Source organism: Mycobacterium sp. 012931 (assembly GCF_000419295.1).
In the GTDB taxonomy this organism is placed as follows: Bacteria; Actinomycetota; Actinomycetes; order Mycobacteriales; family Mycobacteriaceae; genus Mycobacterium; species Mycobacterium marinum.
In genome coordinates, this window is the sequence record NZ_AOPX01000001.1 from 3168772 (window position 1) to 3185296 (window position 16525).

At 64.1% G+C, this 16525-nt stretch carries 15 protein-coding genes, 1 tRNA gene and 5 pseudogenes; 15 read left to right on the forward strand and 6 right to left on the reverse strand.

The features are described 5' to 3' along the window. The first annotated feature begins 84 nt into the window (after positions 1 to 84). A complete protein-coding gene (gene panD / locus MMSP_RS14020) occupies positions 85 to 492 on the forward strand; it encodes an aspartate 1-decarboxylase (protein WP_020787147.1) in 408 nt (135 codons plus the stop codon). Here the strand turns inward: panD and MMSP_RS27525 are convergent. Then, positions 489 to 662, reverse strand: a pseudogene (locus MMSP_RS27525) (ISAs1 family transposase); the annotation flags it as partial. The gene panD and the pseudogene MMSP_RS27525 sit on opposite strands and share 4 nt — an antisense overlap. On the opposite strand from MMSP_RS27525, the gene MMSP_RS14025 reads away from it, so the two are divergent. The 3 genes and pseudogenes from MMSP_RS14025 to MMSP_RS14035 all read left to right on the forward strand — a co-directional run bounded on the left by MMSP_RS14025 (position 657) and on the right by MMSP_RS14035 (position 4535). Further along, on the forward strand, positions 657 to 1157 hold the full coding sequence (locus MMSP_RS14025; protein ID WP_200861948.1) for an MmpS family transport accessory protein: 501 nt from the start codon (positions 657 to 659) through the stop codon (positions 1155 to 1157). The pseudogene MMSP_RS27525 and the gene MMSP_RS14025 overlap by 6 nt on opposite strands. Then, positions 1154 to 4013 (forward strand): annotated as a pseudogene (locus MMSP_RS14030) (RND family transporter). The gene MMSP_RS14025 and the pseudogene MMSP_RS14030 overlap by 4 nt, the downstream one beginning before the upstream one ends. 291 nt (positions 4014 to 4304) lie before the next feature. Further along, on the forward strand, positions 4305 to 4535 hold the full coding sequence (locus MMSP_RS14035; protein WP_020725582.1) for an MbtH family protein: 231 nt from the start codon (positions 4305 to 4307) through the stop codon (positions 4533 to 4535). Positions 4536 to 4615: 80 nt separating this feature from the next. Here the strand turns inward: MMSP_RS14035 and MMSP_RS14040 are convergent. Further along, positions 4616 to 4893 (reverse strand): annotated as a pseudogene (locus MMSP_RS14040) (IS256 family transposase); the annotation flags it as partial. A gap of 656 nt (positions 4894 to 5549) precedes the next feature. Here MMSP_RS14040 and MMSP_RS27530 point away from each other — a divergent pair. The 5 genes and pseudogenes from MMSP_RS27530 to MMSP_RS28500 form a co-directional block, all read left to right on the forward strand. Then, positions 5550 to 5918, forward strand: a pseudogene (locus tag MMSP_RS27530) (integrase core domain-containing protein); the annotation flags it as partial. 226 nt (positions 5919 to 6144) lie between these two features. Beyond that, a complete protein-coding gene (locus tag MMSP_RS14050; RefSeq protein WP_036427280.1) occupies positions 6145 to 6960 on the forward strand; it encodes a phthiotriol/phenolphthiotriol dimycocerosates methyltransferase in 816 nt (271 codons plus the stop codon). Continuing rightward, positions 6957 to 7082: a hypothetical protein gene (locus MMSP_RS26845; protein WP_020787155.1), complete on the forward strand. Its 126-nt coding sequence runs from the start codon at positions 6957 to 6959 to the stop codon at positions 7080 to 7082. The genes MMSP_RS14050 and MMSP_RS26845 overlap by 4 nt, the downstream gene beginning before the upstream one ends. Before the next feature lie 48 nt (positions 7083 to 7130). After that, positions 7131 to 7313, forward strand: a pseudogene (locus MMSP_RS14055) (plasmid replication initiator protein); the annotation flags it as partial. A gap of 566 nt (positions 7314 to 7879) precedes the next feature. Further along, entirely contained in the window at positions 7880 to 8212 is a 333-nt protein-coding gene (locus tag MMSP_RS28500; protein ID WP_235065748.1) for a hypothetical protein, read from the forward strand. Positions 8213 to 8302: 90 nt separating this feature from the next. Here MMSP_RS28500 and MMSP_RS14070 read toward each other — a convergent pair. After that, positions 8303 to 8388: transfer RNA gene (locus MMSP_RS14070), tRNA-Leu, on the reverse strand. A gap of 149 nt (positions 8389 to 8537) precedes the next feature. Here MMSP_RS14070 and MMSP_RS14075 point away from each other — a divergent pair. From MMSP_RS14075 to MMSP_RS14085, 3 genes are all read left to right on the forward strand, one after another. After that, complete coding sequence (locus MMSP_RS14075; protein WP_015356118.1) at positions 8538 to 9893, forward strand: M20/M25/M40 family metallo-hydrolase; 1356 nt, start codon at positions 8538 to 8540, stop codon at positions 9891 to 9893. A 26-nt stretch (positions 9894 to 9919) separates the two neighbouring features. Continuing rightward, positions 9920 to 10447, forward strand: a complete 528-nt coding sequence (locus MMSP_RS14080) for a YbhB/YbcL family Raf kinase inhibitor-like protein (RefSeq protein ID WP_011740352.1) — start codon at positions 9920 to 9922, stop codon at positions 10445 to 10447. Between the two features lie 126 nt (positions 10448 to 10573). Beyond that, on the forward strand, positions 10574 to 11962 hold the full coding sequence (locus MMSP_RS14085; RefSeq protein ID WP_020787159.1) for an HNH endonuclease signature motif containing protein: 1389 nt from the start codon (positions 10574 to 10576) through the stop codon (positions 11960 to 11962). Positions 11963 to 11973: 11 nt separating this feature from the next. Here MMSP_RS14085 and MMSP_RS14090 read toward each other — a convergent pair whose 3' ends face one another. From MMSP_RS14090 to MMSP_RS14100, 3 genes are read right to left on the reverse strand one after another with little or no spacing between them, the layout of a single operon-like run. Then, a complete protein-coding gene (locus MMSP_RS14090; protein WP_015356116.1) occupies positions 11974 to 13056 on the reverse strand; it encodes a quinone-dependent dihydroorotate dehydrogenase in 1083 nt (360 codons plus the stop codon). A 32-nt stretch (positions 13057 to 13088) separates the two neighbouring features. Further along, complete coding sequence (locus MMSP_RS14095; protein WP_036426510.1) at positions 13089 to 13352, reverse strand: DUF5703 family protein; 264 nt, start codon at positions 13350 to 13352, stop codon at positions 13089 to 13091. Then, on the reverse strand, positions 13349 to 14419 hold the full coding sequence (locus MMSP_RS14100; protein WP_036426512.1) for a YncE family protein: 1071 nt from the start codon (positions 14417 to 14419) through the stop codon (positions 13349 to 13351). The genes MMSP_RS14095 and MMSP_RS14100 overlap by 4 nt, the downstream gene beginning before the upstream one ends. Positions 14420 to 14529: 110 nt before the next feature. On the opposite strand from MMSP_RS14100, the gene MMSP_RS14105 reads away from it, so the two are divergent. The 3 genes from MMSP_RS14105 (at position 14530) to MMSP_RS14115 (ending at position 16467) form a co-directional block, all read left to right on the forward strand. Continuing rightward, the gene (locus tag MMSP_RS14105; protein ID WP_015356113.1) at positions 14530 to 14832 is read left to right on the forward strand and encodes a hypothetical protein; all 303 of its coding nucleotides are present in this window, start codon (positions 14530 to 14532) and stop codon (positions 14830 to 14832) included. Positions 14833 to 14893: 61 nt separating this feature from the next. Beyond that, positions 14894 to 15724 carry an undecaprenyl-diphosphate phosphatase gene (locus MMSP_RS14110; protein WP_036426514.1) on the forward strand — a complete coding sequence of 277 codons (831 nt, stop codon included), beginning with the start codon at positions 14894 to 14896 and terminating at the stop codon, positions 15722 to 15724. Continuing rightward, positions 15721 to 16467 (forward strand): histidine phosphatase family protein, encoded by a 747-nt coding sequence (locus tag MMSP_RS14115; protein ID WP_020787164.1) that lies wholly within the window; start codon positions 15721 to 15723, stop codon positions 16465 to 16467. The genes MMSP_RS14110 and MMSP_RS14115 overlap by 4 nt, the downstream gene beginning before the upstream one ends. Positions 16468 to 16525 lie beyond the last annotated feature (58 nt).

Here is a 16525-nt window from a genome sequence, read left to right on the forward strand (position 1 = left end):
TTTGGTGTCGCGGCGGCATTTGTGGAACAAACGTATTCGTGACCGGTGAGCCCGAAACGATTGTCAATTCACTGAGGAGTCAGATTGCAGCGGACGGTCCTTGGAGGGAAGATTCATCGCGCCACCGTCACACAGGCCGACTTGAACTACGTTGGATCGATCACTCTCGACGCCGACCTCATGGCGGCATCCGGGATTGTTGAAGGCGAACAGGTCCACGTCCTCGACATCACCAACGGAGCGCGACTGGTCACCTACGCGATCGCGGGTCCTGGGGGTTCCGGTGTCGTCGGAATAAATGGCGCGACAGCACATCTTATTGCGCCGGGCGATCTGGTCATCATCATGTCGTACCTCATCGTTGGCGAAGAGGAGCGTTGTGGCCATTCGGCGAAGGTGGTGCACGTCGACGCGGTCAACAGCATTGTTGGACTGAGGTCCGATCCGGCGCAGCCCGTCCCCGGCGCTCAGGGCTCCGGCGTTGTTGATTAGCAGGCTTGTGAGCTGGGGAATTGTGGATTGAGGAGGTCTAGGCGGCGGTTGGCGGTCAAAGCGGTGATCCGGCAGGCTTCGGCGATGTTGTCGGCGCCGTTGAGGCGGTGCAGATTGATCGCGGTGTTGCGTAGCGTTGCTAGGACCTGTGCGCCGTTTCCGGTATGTGCCCCAGGGCTCCGGCGTTCCCTGGGGGGTGTACTGAGATCGTCACCGTTCTGAAACGAGCGTGGTTGCCGCTGGTGCTGGCGGTGGTGTTTGCCGTCGGCGGTTTCGCGGTTTCGCGGTTTCGCGGTTTCGCGGTGTCGCGGGTTCGCGGGATGTTCGGCTCGCAGCAGCTGCCGACCTACGCTGATAGCACGCCCGCGGGTAGCGTCAGCAGCTCGGGCCCCAAGCGCGTGCGATACGAGATCTTCGGCGCACCAGGCACCATCGCCGACATCAACTACATGGACCCGGCCGGCGAAGCTCAGCAGCTCAACGACGTCGCACTGCCCTGGTCGATTGAGGTCGAAACGGACGCACCGTCGATGGTGGCCAACATCATCGCGCAGGGAAACAGCGATTTCCTCGGCTGCCGTATCTCGTCTGACGGCGAGGTCAAGGATGAACGGACCTCCAGCGCCGTGAGTGCATACGTGTATTGCATTGCGAAGTCCGCGTGACCACCCGGGTGTTTCGCCCATCGTCGCGAGAGGTGCGCACCGAGCCCGCATTGCTGGCGCGCTGGATCCGTCGCCTGGCGATCCCGATCATGTTGGGTTGGCTGGCGATCATCGTCCTCATCAACATCCTGGTTCCTTCGCTTCAACAAGTCGCGGCCGATAACTCGGTGTCGATGAATCCCGCCGGCGCCCCGTCACTGCAGGCGATAAAGGAGATGGGCCGGGTGTTCGGCGAGTCCAGGTCCGACAGCGTCGCGCTGATCCTCCTGGAGGGTCGACAACCGCTGGGGGCCGATGCTCACGAGTACGACGACGACCTGGTGACGCGACTGCGGGCCGATACCGCCCACGTCCAAAATGTCCAGGACTTCTGGGGTGATCCGCTGACCGAAGGCAGCGCTCAGAGCCCGGACGGCAAGGCCGCCTACCTTCAGCTGTACCTCTCCGGGAACATCGGCGACACACTGGCCAACGAGTCGGTCGGGGCGGTGTGGGCGGCTGTGGATGCGCGCCCGCCGCCGCCCGGTGTGAAGGTGTATGTCACCGGTCCGGCGGCACTGCAGGCGGACCTGATCCACTCTGCTGAACGCACGGTCAGAACGATCAAGATTGCTACGTTCACGGTGATCATCGTGCTGATGTTGTTCTTCTTCCGTTCGGCCCCAACCGTTCTGGTGCTGCTCGGTGTGGTCGGTATTCAGCTGTCGGCGGCGACCGGTGTCGCCGCCGTGATCGGCTATCTCGGGGTCGTCGAGCTGTCAACGTTTGCGGTCAACCTCGTGGTCGCCATGGCTATCGCGACCGGGACCGACTACGCGATCTTTTTGATCGGCCGCTACCAGGAAGCGCGCGCCGCGGGGGTCGACCGCGAATCGGCGTACTACGAGATGTGGCACGGCACTGCGCACGTTGTGTTGGCTTCGGGGCTGACGATCGCCGGCGCCGCGTTGTGTATGAGCCTGACCCGAATGCCGTATTTGCAGAGCCTCGGCGTGCCGACCGCAGTAGCCATGCTGGTGGCCTTGAGTGTTGCGTTGACCCTGGGCCCGGCTGCGGTCACCGTCGCCAGTCGGTTCGGCCTGCTGGAGCCCAAGCGTGCCATACGAATTCGCTTCTGGCGTCGCATCGGAACCGCGGTGGTGCGGTGGCCCGCACCGATTCTGCTCGCGTCACTGGCGGCGGCCCTGGTCGGACTGATAGCACTGCCGTTCTACCAACCCAGCTACAACGATCGCCGATACATCCCCGGCGACATCGAGGCCAATGCGGGCTATGCGGCCGCCGAGCAGCACTTCTCGGCGGCCCGGATGAATCCTGAGGTTCTGCTGGTTGAGGCCGACCACGACCTGCGCAACCCGGCTGACTTCTTGGTGATCGACAAGCTCGCCAAAGCCATTTTCCGCGTGCCAGGTGTTGCGCGGGTGCAGGCGATCACCCGGCCGGATGGTGCACCGATCCAGCACACCTCGATACCCTTCATGATGAGTATGCAGGGCGTCGGTGTACAACAGAACATGAAGTTGATGTTTGACCGCATCGACGATATGAAAGCTCAGGCCGAGTCGTTGGGCAACACGGTGGCGATCATGAAGCGGATGCAGGCTTCGATGTCCCGAATGGCCGGAGTGGGCGACGGTCTCGTCGTCGACATGGATGACATGCAGACCGCCGTTCGCGACGCGCGGGACAGTTTGGCGGATTTCGAGGATTTCTTCCGACCGATCCGCAACTACTTCCACTGGGAGCCGCACTGCTTCGACATCCCGGTGTGCTGGGCTCTGCGGTCGGTGTCCGATTCCGTCGACGGGATCGACGCGATGACCGACCAGATGGATCGGATGATCAAGGGTATGACCGACTTGAACGCCCTGATACCGGAGATGATCGCGCAGTTCCCCCCCCATGATCGCAACCATGGAGAGCATGCAGCAGATGATGCTGACGATGCACAGCACCATGTCCGGCATGTACCGCCAGATGGACGAATTGAGCCACGGCGCAGCCGAAATGGGTAAGGCTTTCGACGCGGCGCGCAACGACGACTCCTTCTACCTGCCGTCTGAGGTCTTCGACAATCCCGACTTCCGGCGCGCGATGGATCTGTTCATCTCGCCGGACGGCAAGTCGTTGCGGATGATCATCTCGCACCGCGGTGATCCGGCGTCGGCAGAAGGGATATCGCGGGTGGATCCGATCAAATTGGCGGCGATCGAGGCGCTCAAGGGAACCCCGCTGGAGAATGCCAAGGTGTCACTGGGCGGAACTGCCTCGGTCTACCACGACCTGTCGGAAGGTACTCGATACGATCTTGTAATCGCGGTGATCGCCACGGTCTGCCTGATTTTCGCGATCATGCTGTTGATCACGAGGAGTCTGGTCGCCGCGATGGTGATCGTGGGCACGGTGCTGCTATCGCTGGGCGCATCCGTTGGACTCCCGGTTCTACTGTGGCAGTACATCGTGGGTCTGCCGCTGCAGTGGATGGTGATGTCGATGGCTGTCATCATCCTGTTGGCGGTCGGCGCGGACTACAACCTGATGATGGTGGCCAGGTTCAAAGAGGAGATTCCGGCCGGGCTGAAGACGGGGATCATCCGCGCGATGGGTGGAGCAGGCAGTGTAGTGACGGCGGCAGGTCTGGTATTCGCCTTTACGATGACTTCGATGGTGGTCAGTGATCTGCGCACCATCGGTCAGATCGGGACGTTCATCGGGCTCGGCCTGCTGTTTGACACGCTGATCGTGCGGTCGTTCATGGTGCCCTCCATCGCGGCGCTGCTCGGCCGGTGGTTCTGGTGGCCGATCAATGTACGGACCCGACCCGCTCGGGCACGGCCGGTGCGGCCGCAAGCCTGATCCGATAATGGAGGCCGAATCATATGGCGGACTGGCTAGTTCGATAATCGGCCCATACGTGCGCCGCACCCCGATTGACCCCTCTGTGCGAACGCGTAGTGGTGTCCATGTCGTCAGGGACTACCGGAAAAAGCTCGGTGAAGTACCGAACACGGATACAATGTGCTGCGGAAGCTTGCATAACGCCAACTACGACACGCACATCAGCCGAGCCGGACCGGCCACTCGGCGCTGGCTGGTCTGAACGCAATTTTCGAGTTGAAGTAGCGAGAAATGGGGGATGGAAGCACCGTGAGCGTCAATCCATTCGACGACGAGAACGGCACCTTCTTCGTCGTGGTTAACGACGAGGAACAACACAGCCTGTGGCCAGTCTTCGCTGAGGTGCCGGCGGGCTGGCGGGTGGTCTTCGGTGAGGCAGCGCGCGCTGCGTGTCTGGACTACGTGGAACAGAACTGGCCCGATATCCGGCCGAAGAGTCTGCGCGAGCGGTTAGCTCAGGACCGGCCCGTTGAAGCGTAAGTCATCGGGTCCGCGCCGGTCGGATGGATATTGGTGAGCGCGCCCTTCCGCTGACGCGGGGCGGCTGGATATTTGGCTTGCGCATCTACACGACGATCGTTGACCCGCGGCGCGTGCGCCTTGGCCGCGCCCGCCGCGGTCAGCACCTCGCGCTCCTGGTGATAGCCGTTGCGCGCCACCAGGCGGTGGCCGTCTCGTCGAGTTGGTCGGCGAACCGGGCTGCGTAGGCGGCGACCTCGGCCTGCAGTACGGCGGTCAGCATCGGCCGAGCACCGTCGCGGACGATCTCATCGAGCAACGACCGATGATCGGCGGCCATGTCGTTGGCCTCCGCGGCATCGTGATCTGTGGTGAGCACGGGCGTAACTTCCCAACCAGCGCGCCAACGTCGTTCTTGATCAGAGTTTCTGGACTTTCAGATCATCCACGGGAGGGTGCGCCCACTTTCACGCCCCCTCACCAAAGCTCATGTCGGGTAGTCCTGGCGCATTGGTGCGCCGGGGCTGGCCAGGTCCTCCCACCCGGTTTCCCATCCCGTCTGCCCGAGCTTCAAATAACCAGGTGTCATCAAGGGGGGCACTCACGTTCGCCCGTCCGGCCCTCCCCTCCTGGTCGCTCCTCCGGATGGAAACGGAGGCCCTTAGGTTCCTTCCCTGAGCTTCGCACCAGGCAGGACCAGTCGACGCACGTCAGAGCGGGGATCGGTCACGAACACCAACCGAGAACTACGCGACCGGCACCACCGACCTCCTACTCGCGAGTTCACTCACACACACGACATCGCTTCGCACGCACAGGTTCTGATCATTGCTCATGGCATCGCCCAGGACGACCATTGCTGATTTCTGTAGGCATGTTGAAGCGCGAATGCCGGAATTACTGCGACATCAGCGGTTTCCGGCGCGCGCTGTCGAAAACAGCTGGCCTGACCCCGATTGGGATCCATGGCTTATGAGAGCCTTGCAGCAGCCCACGCTGTGGGCAGGAAGGTTCGACAAGATCATGGCAACGAGGAAGCGGCATAGCACCGGCGATGACCTCATCGACGAACTCGACCGCATCGCCGCCCAGCGCGGCACCTACCCGGCCGTACTCTGATGCGACAACGGACCCGAATTAGCCTGTGCAGCAATGGCCGACTGGGCCAACGAACATGTCGGCCTGCACTTCATCCCACCCGGTGAGCCCTGGCGAAACGGCTACGTCGAATCATTCAACTCCCGCATCCGTGACGAATGCCTCAACATCAATAACTTCTGGTCCCTGCCCTAGGCCCGCGTGGTCATCAGCGACTGGAAACACGACTAGAACCGACACCGCCGCCGCTCAGCCCTGGGATACCAAGCCCCCGCCGACTACGCTGCCACCTGTACACACCAATGAACGACTCTCGTTCTCCGTGGACCAATTCATGGGGTCCGGTCACAGCGCTTACCGCGGCGACCCGGCGCGGCAGAACCGAGTGGTTCTCAATTTCCGCACGTCGGCATTCGATCGAGACTTTGATCGGCGCTTCGGAATCGGCGGCTTTTACCACCTCCGGCCTCGCAGGCCGGTTTGGGATGTATTCGAGCGTTTTCATGTCTGGTGTCTGCCATACTTTCTGCCTATGGCCTTCAGTCCCGCCCACCGCCTCCTCGCCCGCTTGGGAAGCACCTCGATCTACAAGAGAGTTTGGCGGTACTGGTACCCGTTGATGACGCGCGGGCTCGGTGCCGACAAAATTGCATTCCTCAATTGGGCCTATGAGGAAGATCCGCCGATAGACCTGACGTTGGAGGTATCCGACGAGCCCAACCGAGACCACATCAACATGTACCACCGCACGGCCACCCACGTGGAGCTGAGCGGCAAACGGGTCTTGGAGGTCAGTTGCGGCCACGGCGGCGGAGCCTCCTACCTCACGCGCACCCTGCATCCGGCCTCCTACACGGGGCTGGACTTGAACCGGGCCGGCATCAAGCTGTGCCAGCGACGACACAACCTCCCTGGTTTGGATTTCGTGCGGGGCGACGCCGAAAACCTGCCCTTCGAGGACGAATCCTTCGACGTGGTACTCAATGTCGAAGCCTCGCATTGCTACCCGCACTTTAGTCGTTTCCTCGCCGAGGTAGTGCGCGTCCTGCGCCCGGGAGGATATCCCCTGTACACCGACCTGCGCCCTAGCAATGAGATCGCCGAATGGGAGGCTGACCTGGCCGGCAGCCCGCTGCGGCAACTCTCGCAACGGGAAATCAATGCGGAGGTGGTGCGCGGTATAGAGAAGGATTCACACACGTCACGGGTGCTGGTCGATCGCAATCTGCCAGCCTTCCTGCGTTTCGCGGACCGCGCGGTAGGTAGGCAGCTGTCCCGCTACCTGGAAGGCGGGGAACTCTCGTACCGGATGTACTGCTTCACTAAGGATTTCGCGGCGTCCCGATGAACCCAGCTGAGCGCGAGTTCGGCATTGTCGTATACGGCGCCACCGGCTTCTCCGGTACGTTGACCGCCGAACGCCTCGCCCAGAGCGGGTCGGCGCACGGATGTCCCGGCCGGCCGCTCTAGTGAACGGCTGCGGGCTACGCGAGAGACGTTGTGCTCGATTTCGGCTCTGCCGATGGCGATGAGCTGGTGGCGTGGGAGTTTGACCATGCCGGCCCCACCAGCCCCGGCGACCGCACCCTCATTTACGCCGCTGCCCTGCAACGCATCCATACCCGCCGCGTAGGCCTGGTGGAAGCCCGTCGCCAAAGCCCCAGCCAACAGACAGATCCGCCCAACGGCGGCGATGGCTGACAATTCCCGAGCAGCGGGTGCTAGCACCGATTGTGACAGTCGAATCGACGCATCGGCCGTGTCGAACGGAGGTGTTGAAATGGTTGTACCCGAGAACTATTGCCTTCCGCAGGACGCCGACCGTGCGCTGATGCAGGTCATACTGGCTGTACGGGACCGGATGCTTGGATCAGCGAGGGGAGTGGCGTGAGTCGGAGGTTCGCCTTCTACGGCCGAGTGAGCACGGAGGACGCTCAAGCCCCAGAGGCGAGTCGAATCTGGCAGAAACGGCGGGCCATCGACCTGATCACTCCGCATGGCGGGGTCCTCATCGGTGATTACTTCGATGTGGGACAAAGCCGTTCGCTGCCGTGGAAGCGGAGGCCCGAAGCGTCGTGTCTCCAAGTTGTCGTGATCCGGGAGGTTGTTAACGGCGTGCTGCTTGAAAGTGGGAGGGCCTCCTGACGGGGGGGATGTGTCTGCATGCACCCGTAGGAGGTCCTTGTGTCTCACGCTAACGCTCGTACCAATGTGTTCGCTGGTCAGTTGATCGTTCGTGAAGACGAGGTGACTGCGCGACTTGATGAATGGATCGCCACCTTGGCCAATCCGGAAGACCTCGCCGCGGGCAGGACGTCGACCCGGCAGCCGGTACTGGCTACGCCGGCATGCAACGCCAGCTTCGCGAGGCGAATGCCCAGGTTGCTGCTTTGGTTACCGCCGTGGAGTCTGGCGTGGCCGTGGAGGACTTGACCGCCGCATTGCATCGCCGCACCGCCGAGCGTGACGAGCTGAAGGCCCGTCTTGAGCAAGTGGAGCGGCCCCGTGTCATGTCCGCCGCACAGATCAGCGAATTAGTCGAGGAACTGGGTGGGCTGTCAGCCGTGCTCGGTGCCGCGACCGGGGCGGAACGCGCATAGGTGTAGGCAAGCCTAGGTTTGCGTCTTTGACTACGACCCCTACCTGGGGCGGGTCAAGGCGACGGCCGACTTGAGTCGTGTCGTCGGATGTGTCCGAGGGGGGACTTGAACCCCCACGCCCATTAGTAGGGCACTAGCACCTCAAGCTAGCGCGTCTGCCATTCCGCCACTCGGACAAACCAACCGCATCGGTCGGCAGCTAAGGCTATCGGATGGGTGCGGCTGGACCCAACTTGGCCGGACGTCGGCCCGTTGGTGGGGTTGCGGCAACCTGAATGTGCGGGCGGCGTCAGCGGCTGGGCCGAGGGTGGTAGGAAAGGTGACTGTGACCCAAAAGAATGGGGAGACCGGGACTTCAACCGACTCGCGCGATGACGTTGCCGAGGTTGTCAGCAGATTGATTCGGTTCGACACCACCAACACCGGCGAACCTGAGACCACCAAGGGCGAGGCGGAGTGCGCCCGCTGGGTAGCCGAACAACTCGCAGAGGTCGGGTACCAGACCGAATACGTGGAGTCCGGTGCGCCGGGCCGGGGCAACGTGTTCGCTCGCCTTCGGGGCGCGGACAGCTCCCGGGGCGCCTTGCTGATCCACGGCCATCTGGACGTGGTGCCGGCCGAGGCCGCCGATTGGAGCGTGCACCCGTTTTCCGGCGCGATCGAAGACGGTTATGTCTGGGGCCGCGGCGCGGTCGACATGAAGGACATGGTCGGGATGATGATCGTGGTTGCCCGGCACTTCCGCCGAGCCGGGATCGTGCCACCTCGCGACCTGGTTTTTGCCTTCCTCGCCGACGAGGAGCACGGTGGCCACTTCGGTGCGCACTGGCTCGTCGATAACCGCCCAGATCTATTCGACGGTGTCACCGAGGCGGTCGGCGAGGTTGGCGGCTTTTCCCTGACCGTCCCGCGCCGGGACGGGGGTGAACGCCGGCTGTACCTGGTCGAGACCGCCGAAAAGGGAATCCTGTGGATGCGCTTGACGGCCCAGGGGAGGGCGGGCCACGGCTCCATGGTGCACGACCACAACGCAGTCACCACGGTCGCCGAGGCGGTAGCCCGGCTGGGCCGTCACCAGTTTCCGCTCGTGATCACCGACACCGTCGCCCAGTTTCTCCACGCGGTGAGCGAGGAGACCGGGCTCGAACTCGACCCCGACTCACCGGACCTGGAAGGGACTCTGGACAAACTCGGCCCGATCGCTCGCATGCTCAAGGCGGTGCTGCGCGATACCGCGAATCCGACCATGCTCAAAGCCGGGTACAAGGCGAACGTCATCCCGGCGACGGCGGAGGCGGTGGTGGACTGTCGCGTCCTGCCAGGCCGTCAGGCGGCATTCGAGGCCGAAGTCGACGAGCTGATCGGCCCCGATGTGAGCCGGGAGTGGATAAGCGAGTTGGCGTCTTATGAGACCAGCTTTGACGGGGACCTTGTCGATGCCATGAATGCCGCGGTGCTGTCGGTCGATCCCGACGGCCGAACGGTTCCCTACATGCTGTCCGGTGGGACCGATGCGAAAGCCTTCGCTCGCTTGGGTATTCGCTGCTTTGGCTTCAGCCCGCTGCGGTTGCCGCCGGAACTGGATTTCGCCGCGCTGTTCCACGGTGTCGATGAGCGGGTGCCCATCGACGCGCTCAGGTTCGGCACCGAGGTACTGACACACTTCCTGACACACTGCTAGTCGGAAAGCGCAGGAGAGGACTGACCATGACATCGCCAGACCCGTACGATGCGCTACCCAAACTGCCTTCATTCAGCCTGACCTCGGCTTCGATCACCGACGGGCAGCCGCTTGCCACACCACAAGTCAGCGGAATCATGGGAGCGGGCGGGGAGGATGTCAGCCCGCAACTGAGCTGGTCGGGATTCCCCGAAGGGACGCGCAGCTTCGCGGTCACCGTCTATGACCCCGATGCCCCCACCCTGTCCGGGTTCTGGCATTGGGCGGTGGCCAACCTGCCCGCCGACGTCACCGAATTGCCTGCCGGGGCCGGCGACGGCCGCGAACTACCGGGGGGTGCGCTCGCCCTGGTCAACGACGCGGGCATGCGGCGCTACATCGGCGCCGCGCCGCCAGCCGGGCACGGTGTGCACCGCTACTACGTCGCGGTGCATGCGGTCGACGTCGACAAGCTCGAACTCAGCGAGGACGCCAGCCCTGCTTTCCTGGGGTTCAACCTGTTCCAGCACGCAATCGCGCGCGCGGTCATCCACGGGACCTACGAACAGACATAGCCGTCACGGCCCGCGCGGGCACGGCGGTTTCGGGTCGGGTAGACCACGCCGTCCTTGATCCGGCCGCCTGATCGGCATGAATGCCGGTGTGGCAGTTCTGTCGGTGTGCGCCGATAGTATTCGAACATGCATTCGAATGGATGTTCGGATCGGGAGTCGGTGGTCGCGACGCTGGACCGGCTCGGTCGTGCGGTCGATGCGTTGGTTGAGGTGTCGTTCGAGGCGTTGACCACTCCGGAGCGGTTGCGGGTGTTGGAGCGGTTGGAGGTGGTGGCGCGTCGGTTGCCGGCGGCCCAGTATGCGTTGCTCAACCAGCTTGATGAGCAGGCTGGTGAGGCGGAGTTGGGTGGGCGACTGGCGGCGGTGGTGGCCAGTCGGTTGCGGATCACCCGCAGCGAGGCGGGTCGCCGGGTGGCTGAGGCTGCCGAGGTGGGGCCGCGGCGCGCGTTGAGCGGTCAGCCGGTGGGGCCGGTGTTGACGGCCACGGCCGTGGCTTTGCGGCAGGGGGTCGTGGGGGAGGGTCACGTCCGGGTGATTCGTGACTTCTTTCGGCAGCTACCTGCTGGCGTCGACGTGGGGACCCGGGACAGGGCCGAGGCTCATCTGGCGAAGCTGGCTACCCAGTTTCGTCCTGATCAGTTGGCCAGGTTGGCCGGGCGGTTGATGGATTGCCTCAATCCTGATGGTCGCCATAGCGATGAGGACCGGGCGCGGCGGCGTGGTCTGAGCCTGGGTAGGCAGGGGTTGGACGGGATGTCGCGCATTAGCGGGTGGCTGACCCCGGAGGCGCGCGCTGGGTTGGAGGCGGTGTGGGCCAAGCTGGCCGCACCGGGGATGTGTAACCCCGAGGACGAGGCCGCGGTGGTGGATGGGCCGGTGTCGCGCGACGCCGCTGATCGTGACAGTCGCAGTGTGAGTCAACGTCAACATGACGGGTTCAATGCGGCGTTGCGGGCGGTGTTGGCGTCGGGAGAGCTGGGGCAGCATAACGGGTTGCCGGCGTCGATCATCGTGTCGACCACGCTGAAGGAGTTGGAGGCCGCCGCGGGCAGGGGGCTGACCGGTGGGGGCACGTTGCTGCCGATGTCGGATGTGATCCGGTTGGCTCGTCACGCGCATCACTATCTGGCGGTGTTTGATCGGGGTGAGGCGATCGGGCTCTATCACGCCAAACGGTTGGCCACACCGGGGCAGCGGATCGTTCTTTACGCCAAAGATCGCGGTTGCACCCGCCCGGGCTGTGACGTGGCGGGCTATCAGTGCGAGGTGCATCATGTCGCCGCATGGGCCATCAGCGGGCGCACCGATATCAACCAACTCACCCTGGCCTGCGGCCCGGATCACAAATTGCTCGAGCAAGGCTGGCGCACCCGCAAGAACGCTCACGGCGATACCGAATGGCTCCCACCGCCGCACCTCGACCACGGACAGCCAAGAACCAACAGCTACCACCACCCGGAAAAACTGCTCCGCGACAGCGCCGACGATGACGACGAGGGTCACGGGGCGGCGTAAGCCTGTCGCTCCTAACTGGGCGGACGTCCCCGCTCGGCGGCGTTGGAGCCGACCGCTTCGTGCAGTGAGCCGAAACCGCCCTGGTGCAGCCGGCGGGCGATGCCGTCGTGAATGTGCTTGGACCACAGGCCCCCGCCGTAGATGAAGCCGGTATAGCCCTGCAGCAACGATGCACCGGCGGTAATTCGGTCCCAGGCATCCTCGGCGGTTTCGATGCCGCCCACACTGATCAGGGTCAGTCGATCGCCGACGCGCTGATAGAGCCGGCGCAACACCTCGAGTGAGCGCTCTGCCACCGGCGGCCCGGAAATGCCGCCCGCGCCGAGTTGGCCGACGCCAGGGGTCAGCAACCCATCGCGCGACACGGTGGTGTTGGTCGCAACGATGCCGGCCAGGCCAAGCTCGACGGCCAAGTCGGCGACCTCGTCGACGTCGGAATCGGAGAGGTCGGGCGCAATCTTCACCAGTACCGGTGTCGACGTTTCGGCCAGCACGGCGGCCAGGATGGGCCGTAGTGACTCCACCGCCTGCAAATCCCGCAATCCCGGTGTGTTCGGGGAGCTGACGTTGACCACCAGGTAGGACGCCAGCGGGCCGACCAGTCTGGCGCTGGCCCGGTAATCGTCAACCGCCTGGTCGGCCGGGGTGGTCTTGGTCTTGCCGATGTTGACCCCGACGGGTACTTCGGGATGGTGGCGGGCCAGCCGGATTGCGAGTGCGCCCGCGCCGTGGTTGTTGAATCCCATCCGGTTGAGCAGCGCTAGGTCCTCGGGCAACCGGAACAGCCGTGGGGCCGGGTTACCGGGCTGCGGGTGCGCGGTGACCGTGCCGACTTCGGCATAGCCGAAGCCCATCGCGGCCCAGGTGTCCAGTCCGGTGCCGTCCTTGTCGAACCCCGCGGCCAGTCCGAGCGGGCCGGGAAATCGCACCCCAAACACGGTAGAAGCCAGCACCGGGTCGGTCGGGCCCAGCCATCGCGTCAACATCCGCCGTACCGGTGTGGCCGCGGTGGCACCGCGCAGCACGGCAAAAACCAACTTGTGCACCCGCTCGGGCGGCAGCAGGAACAGCAGCCTACGCAGCAAGCAGTACATTCGAGACCCGTCCTGGTGCGGGTTGGCCACCGTCACAGTTCCGACTGGTCGGGCATCGGGCTATCCAGACGAGACTTCTTGCGACGCAACAACACACGTCTGCTGCCGTCGGTGTAGAGGCGCACCAGGGTCAGCTCCCAGCCGCGATACTCGGCCTCGATGGACAGCCGGGTGGATGCGCTGAGCCTGGTCACTTCCGGCGGCAGGCGCAGTGGCGCCCACTCATACTCGTCCGACATGTCGGTGGCCCAGCCGGCGGGCAACTGGCCCCGCCGCGACACGGAACTGCTGGTCAAGGGACACCTGCCGCATGCTCGATGACCTGTACCCCAGCGCCTGACCCGGACACGACGAATAAGGTGCCTGACGCTTCGTCAAAGGCCAACGAGTTGGGTTGCTGCACGGTTGGGTAACGCACCTTTTCCACGGGTATTCCGGTGCTGAGATCGTAACCAATAACGAGGTTCGCCGCGGTCTGGGACACCCAGGCCAGTTGATTCGACCCCGCTAGCCCGTACGGGTCCTGTGGCACCGGGTAGGCCTGGCGCAGGATCAGCGGGTCAACGCCATACACCAGCAATTGGCCGCCACGGGTATCTGCGACCAGCACTCGCCCCAGCGAGTCGGCGGCCATGGTGGTCGCCCCCTCACCGGCGCGTAGTGCCTGTTCGGCGCGCCCGTCGGCGTCGATCGTCGTCACCGAAGTCTGTCCGCGGTCCAACACGACGGCTGTGTTTCCTTGCGTAACGACCGCATCGACGCGGGCGAAGATCTTGATCCGGCTGAGGACCTGGGCGGTGCCGGCGGAGGCGGGGGTTTGCGGTGAGGCCAGGGTGTACAGGGCGCCGTCGGCGGTGCCCAAAACCAGCTTCCCGTCCATCCGGCGTGCGATCGCGGTGAATTCGGTGTCTGCCGAATCGGCCACGTTGACCTGCGATACGCCCCCACTGGGCAGGTCCACCACGAAGTAGCCGCCACGGGCAGACGCGTAGGCCTTGCCGTGGCCGTCACCGGTCAACCCGGTTGCGGGCCCGGGAAGTGTGATTGGTCGAGCTGGGGTTTGCTCCTGAGCGAACACGCTGATGCTGGCCGGCGCCGATGCGTCCGAACCCGGGCTCAGAACGGCCAACCTGCCGGAGTCGACGTCATACACCGCCGCCTGCGGATGCCCGCCCAGCGGCCGAACCACACCTGCCGGAGGCTGAGAAATCGGCGGAGACACGGCCGGCCGCGCGGGCTCGATCGTGGGCGGCGCCGATTGCAGCGGGCCCGAAGAACAGCCCGTCAACAGGGTCAGCAGGGTCAGCAAAATGACTGGTGCGTAAAAATAGCGCTGAAGTGGTTTTCTATGATTTCGCAGCAACGTCTACCCTCTGAATGTCGGCCATGGACTCGAAAATTTAAGGAACGTTGTCGCATCCAATCTCGTCATGTTGCCCACGGAAAGTATTTCTGACGAGGTATTGTCTGGGCATGACCGTCGCTGCTGACCGGCATACCGCAGACAAAGGGTTTGCGATCGAAGACATGTTGACGGGCATTTTCGCCAGTGGGTACGGGCAAGTCGGAGATGGCCACAGTTTCTCCTTCCGCATCGAACACCGCTCGCTCGTTGTCGAAATTTACCGACCCCGTCTGACCGGGCCGGTTCCGCAGGCCGAAGACGTCGTCGCACGGTCGGTCCGCGGCTTGGTCGATATCGACCTCACCGACGAGCGCAGCCTGGCGGCGGCGGTGCGTGATTCTGTCACGCATGCCCTGCCTGCGTCGCACTAGTCACATCTCATAACGGGCTCTCGCACCAGGTACGGTCGTCGTCGTGTCTGCAGTTGCGGCGATGTCCTGGTGGCAAGTCATCTCGTTGGCTGTCGTGCAGGGTCTGACCGAATTCTTGCCGGTTTCCTCATCGGGACACCTGGCAGTGGTGTCGCGGGTTTTCTTCAGCGACGATGCCGGTGCTTCTTTCACTGCGGTCACCCAGCTGGGCACCGAAGCCGCCGTACTGGTCTACTTCGCCCGCGACATCGTGCGCATCCTGCGGGCCTGGTTCGACGGTCTGGTGGTTAAGTCGCATCGCAACGCGGACTATCGCCTTGGCTGGTACGTCATCATCGGAACCATCCCAATCTGTGTGTTGGGGCTGCTGTTCAAGGACGAGATTCGGTCGGGCGTGCGAAACCTGTGGGTGGTGGCCACGGCGCTGGTGGTGTTCTCTGGGGTAATCGCGCTTGCCGAATACCTGGGCCGCCAGAGCCGTCACGTCGAACAGCTCACCTGGCGCGATGGCCTGGTGGTCGGGGTTGCCCAGACCCTGGCGCTGGTTCCTGGGTTTTCTCGGTCCGGCTCGACCATCAGCGCCGGCCTGTTTCTAGGGCTAGACCGTGAGTTGGCCGCCCGGTTCGGCTTCCTGCTCGCCATACCGGCGGTGTTCGCGTCCGGGTTGTTCTCCCTGCCCGATGCCTTCCACCCCGCGACGGAGGGCATGAGCGCTACCGGTCCGCAGCTATTGGTGGCCACCCTCATCGCTTTTGTGGTCGGCCTCGCCGCGGTGTCATGGTTCTTGCGGTTTCTGCTGCGCCACAGCATGTATTGGTTCGTCGGCTACCGGGTGGCGGTTGGCGTGGTAGTGCTGATTCTGCTGGCTACCGGTACGGTCGCGGCGACATGACCGTCATCCTGTTGCGCCACGGCCGGTCCACTTCGAACACCGCAGGCATTCTGGCCGGTCGTTCCGAGGGGGTCGACCTTGACGACAAAGGGCGCCAGCAGGCCTCGGGGCTGATCGACCGGATCGGCGATCTGCCGGTCCGTGCGGTGGTGTCCTCCCCGCTACTGAGGTGCCGCACCACCGTCGAGCCGCTGGCCGATGCGCTGTGTCTGGAGCTGCTGGTCGAAGAGCGACTCGCCGAAGTGGACTACGGGGACTGGACCGGCCGCAAGATCGCTGAGCTGGTCAACGAGCCGCTGTGGCGAGTGGTCCAGGCGCACCCCAGTGCCGCGGTGTTCCCGGGCGGCGAGGGTTTGGCGCAGGTGCAGGCGCGGGCGGTGGCCGCCGTTCGCGAACACGATCGACGGCTGGCCGAGAAGTATGGGGGCGATGCGCTCTGGCTGGCGTGTACCCATGGCGACGTCATCAAAGCGGTGGTGGCCGATGCCTACGGTATGCACCTGGATAGCTTCCAGCGAGTGACCGCCGACCCCGCATCGGCGAGCGTGATCCGCTACACCCAGCTGCGGCCGTTCGTGCTGCATGTCAACCACACCGGTGCGCGGCTGTCCGCAGGACTGCGCGCGGGCCTTCCCCCGAAGGCGGCGCCGGACAAGCCAGACGAAGAGCCCGACAAGGTTCAGACTGAGTCAGTCGGTGGCGTGCCGTCCGGAGACGCGGTGGTCGGCGGCTCGACCGACTAGGGGAGCGGTCCCCACCGCTGTGGTTTAGCGGTGCGGACCCCCTGCGAATCCCACGACA

Bases quoted from the DNA above. Each gene is read 5' to 3' on its own strand.
- MMSP_RS14050 (WP_036427280.1), top strand. From the start codon at position 6,145: ATGGCCTTCAGTCCCGCCCACCGCCTCCTCGCCCGCTTGGGAAGCACC.
- MMSP_RS14105 (WP_015356113.1), top strand. From the start codon at position 14,530: ATGACCGTCGCTGCTGACCGGCATACCGCAGACAAAGGGTTTGCGATC.
- MMSP_RS14110 (WP_036426514.1), top strand. From the start codon at position 14,894: ATGTCCTGGTGGCAAGTCATCTCGTTGGCTGTCGTGCAGGGTCTGACC.
- MMSP_RS14090 (WP_015356116.1), bottom strand. From the start codon at position 13,056: ATGTACTGCTTGCTGCGTAGGCTGCTGTTCCTGCTGCCGCCCGAGCGG.
- MMSP_RS28500 (WP_235065748.1), top strand. From the start codon at position 7,880: ATGGATCGCCACCTTGGCCAATCCGGAAGACCTCGCCGCGGGCAGGAC.
- MMSP_RS26845 (WP_020787155.1), top strand. From the start codon at position 6,957: ATGAACCCAGCTGAGCGCGAGTTCGGCATTGTCGTATACGGCGCCACC.
- MMSP_RS14025 (WP_200861948.1), top strand. From the start codon at position 657: ATGTGCCCCAGGGCTCCGGCGTTCCCTGGGGGGTGTACTGAGATCGTC.
- MMSP_RS14085 (WP_020787159.1), top strand. From the start codon at position 10,574: ATGCATTCGAATGGATGTTCGGATCGGGAGTCGGTGGTCGCGACGCTG.
- MMSP_RS14080 (WP_011740352.1), top strand. From the start codon at position 9,920: ATGACATCGCCAGACCCGTACGATGCGCTACCCAAACTGCCTTCATTC.
- MMSP_RS14115 (WP_020787164.1), top strand. From the start codon at position 15,721: ATGACCGTCATCCTGTTGCGCCACGGCCGGTCCACTTCGAACACCGCA.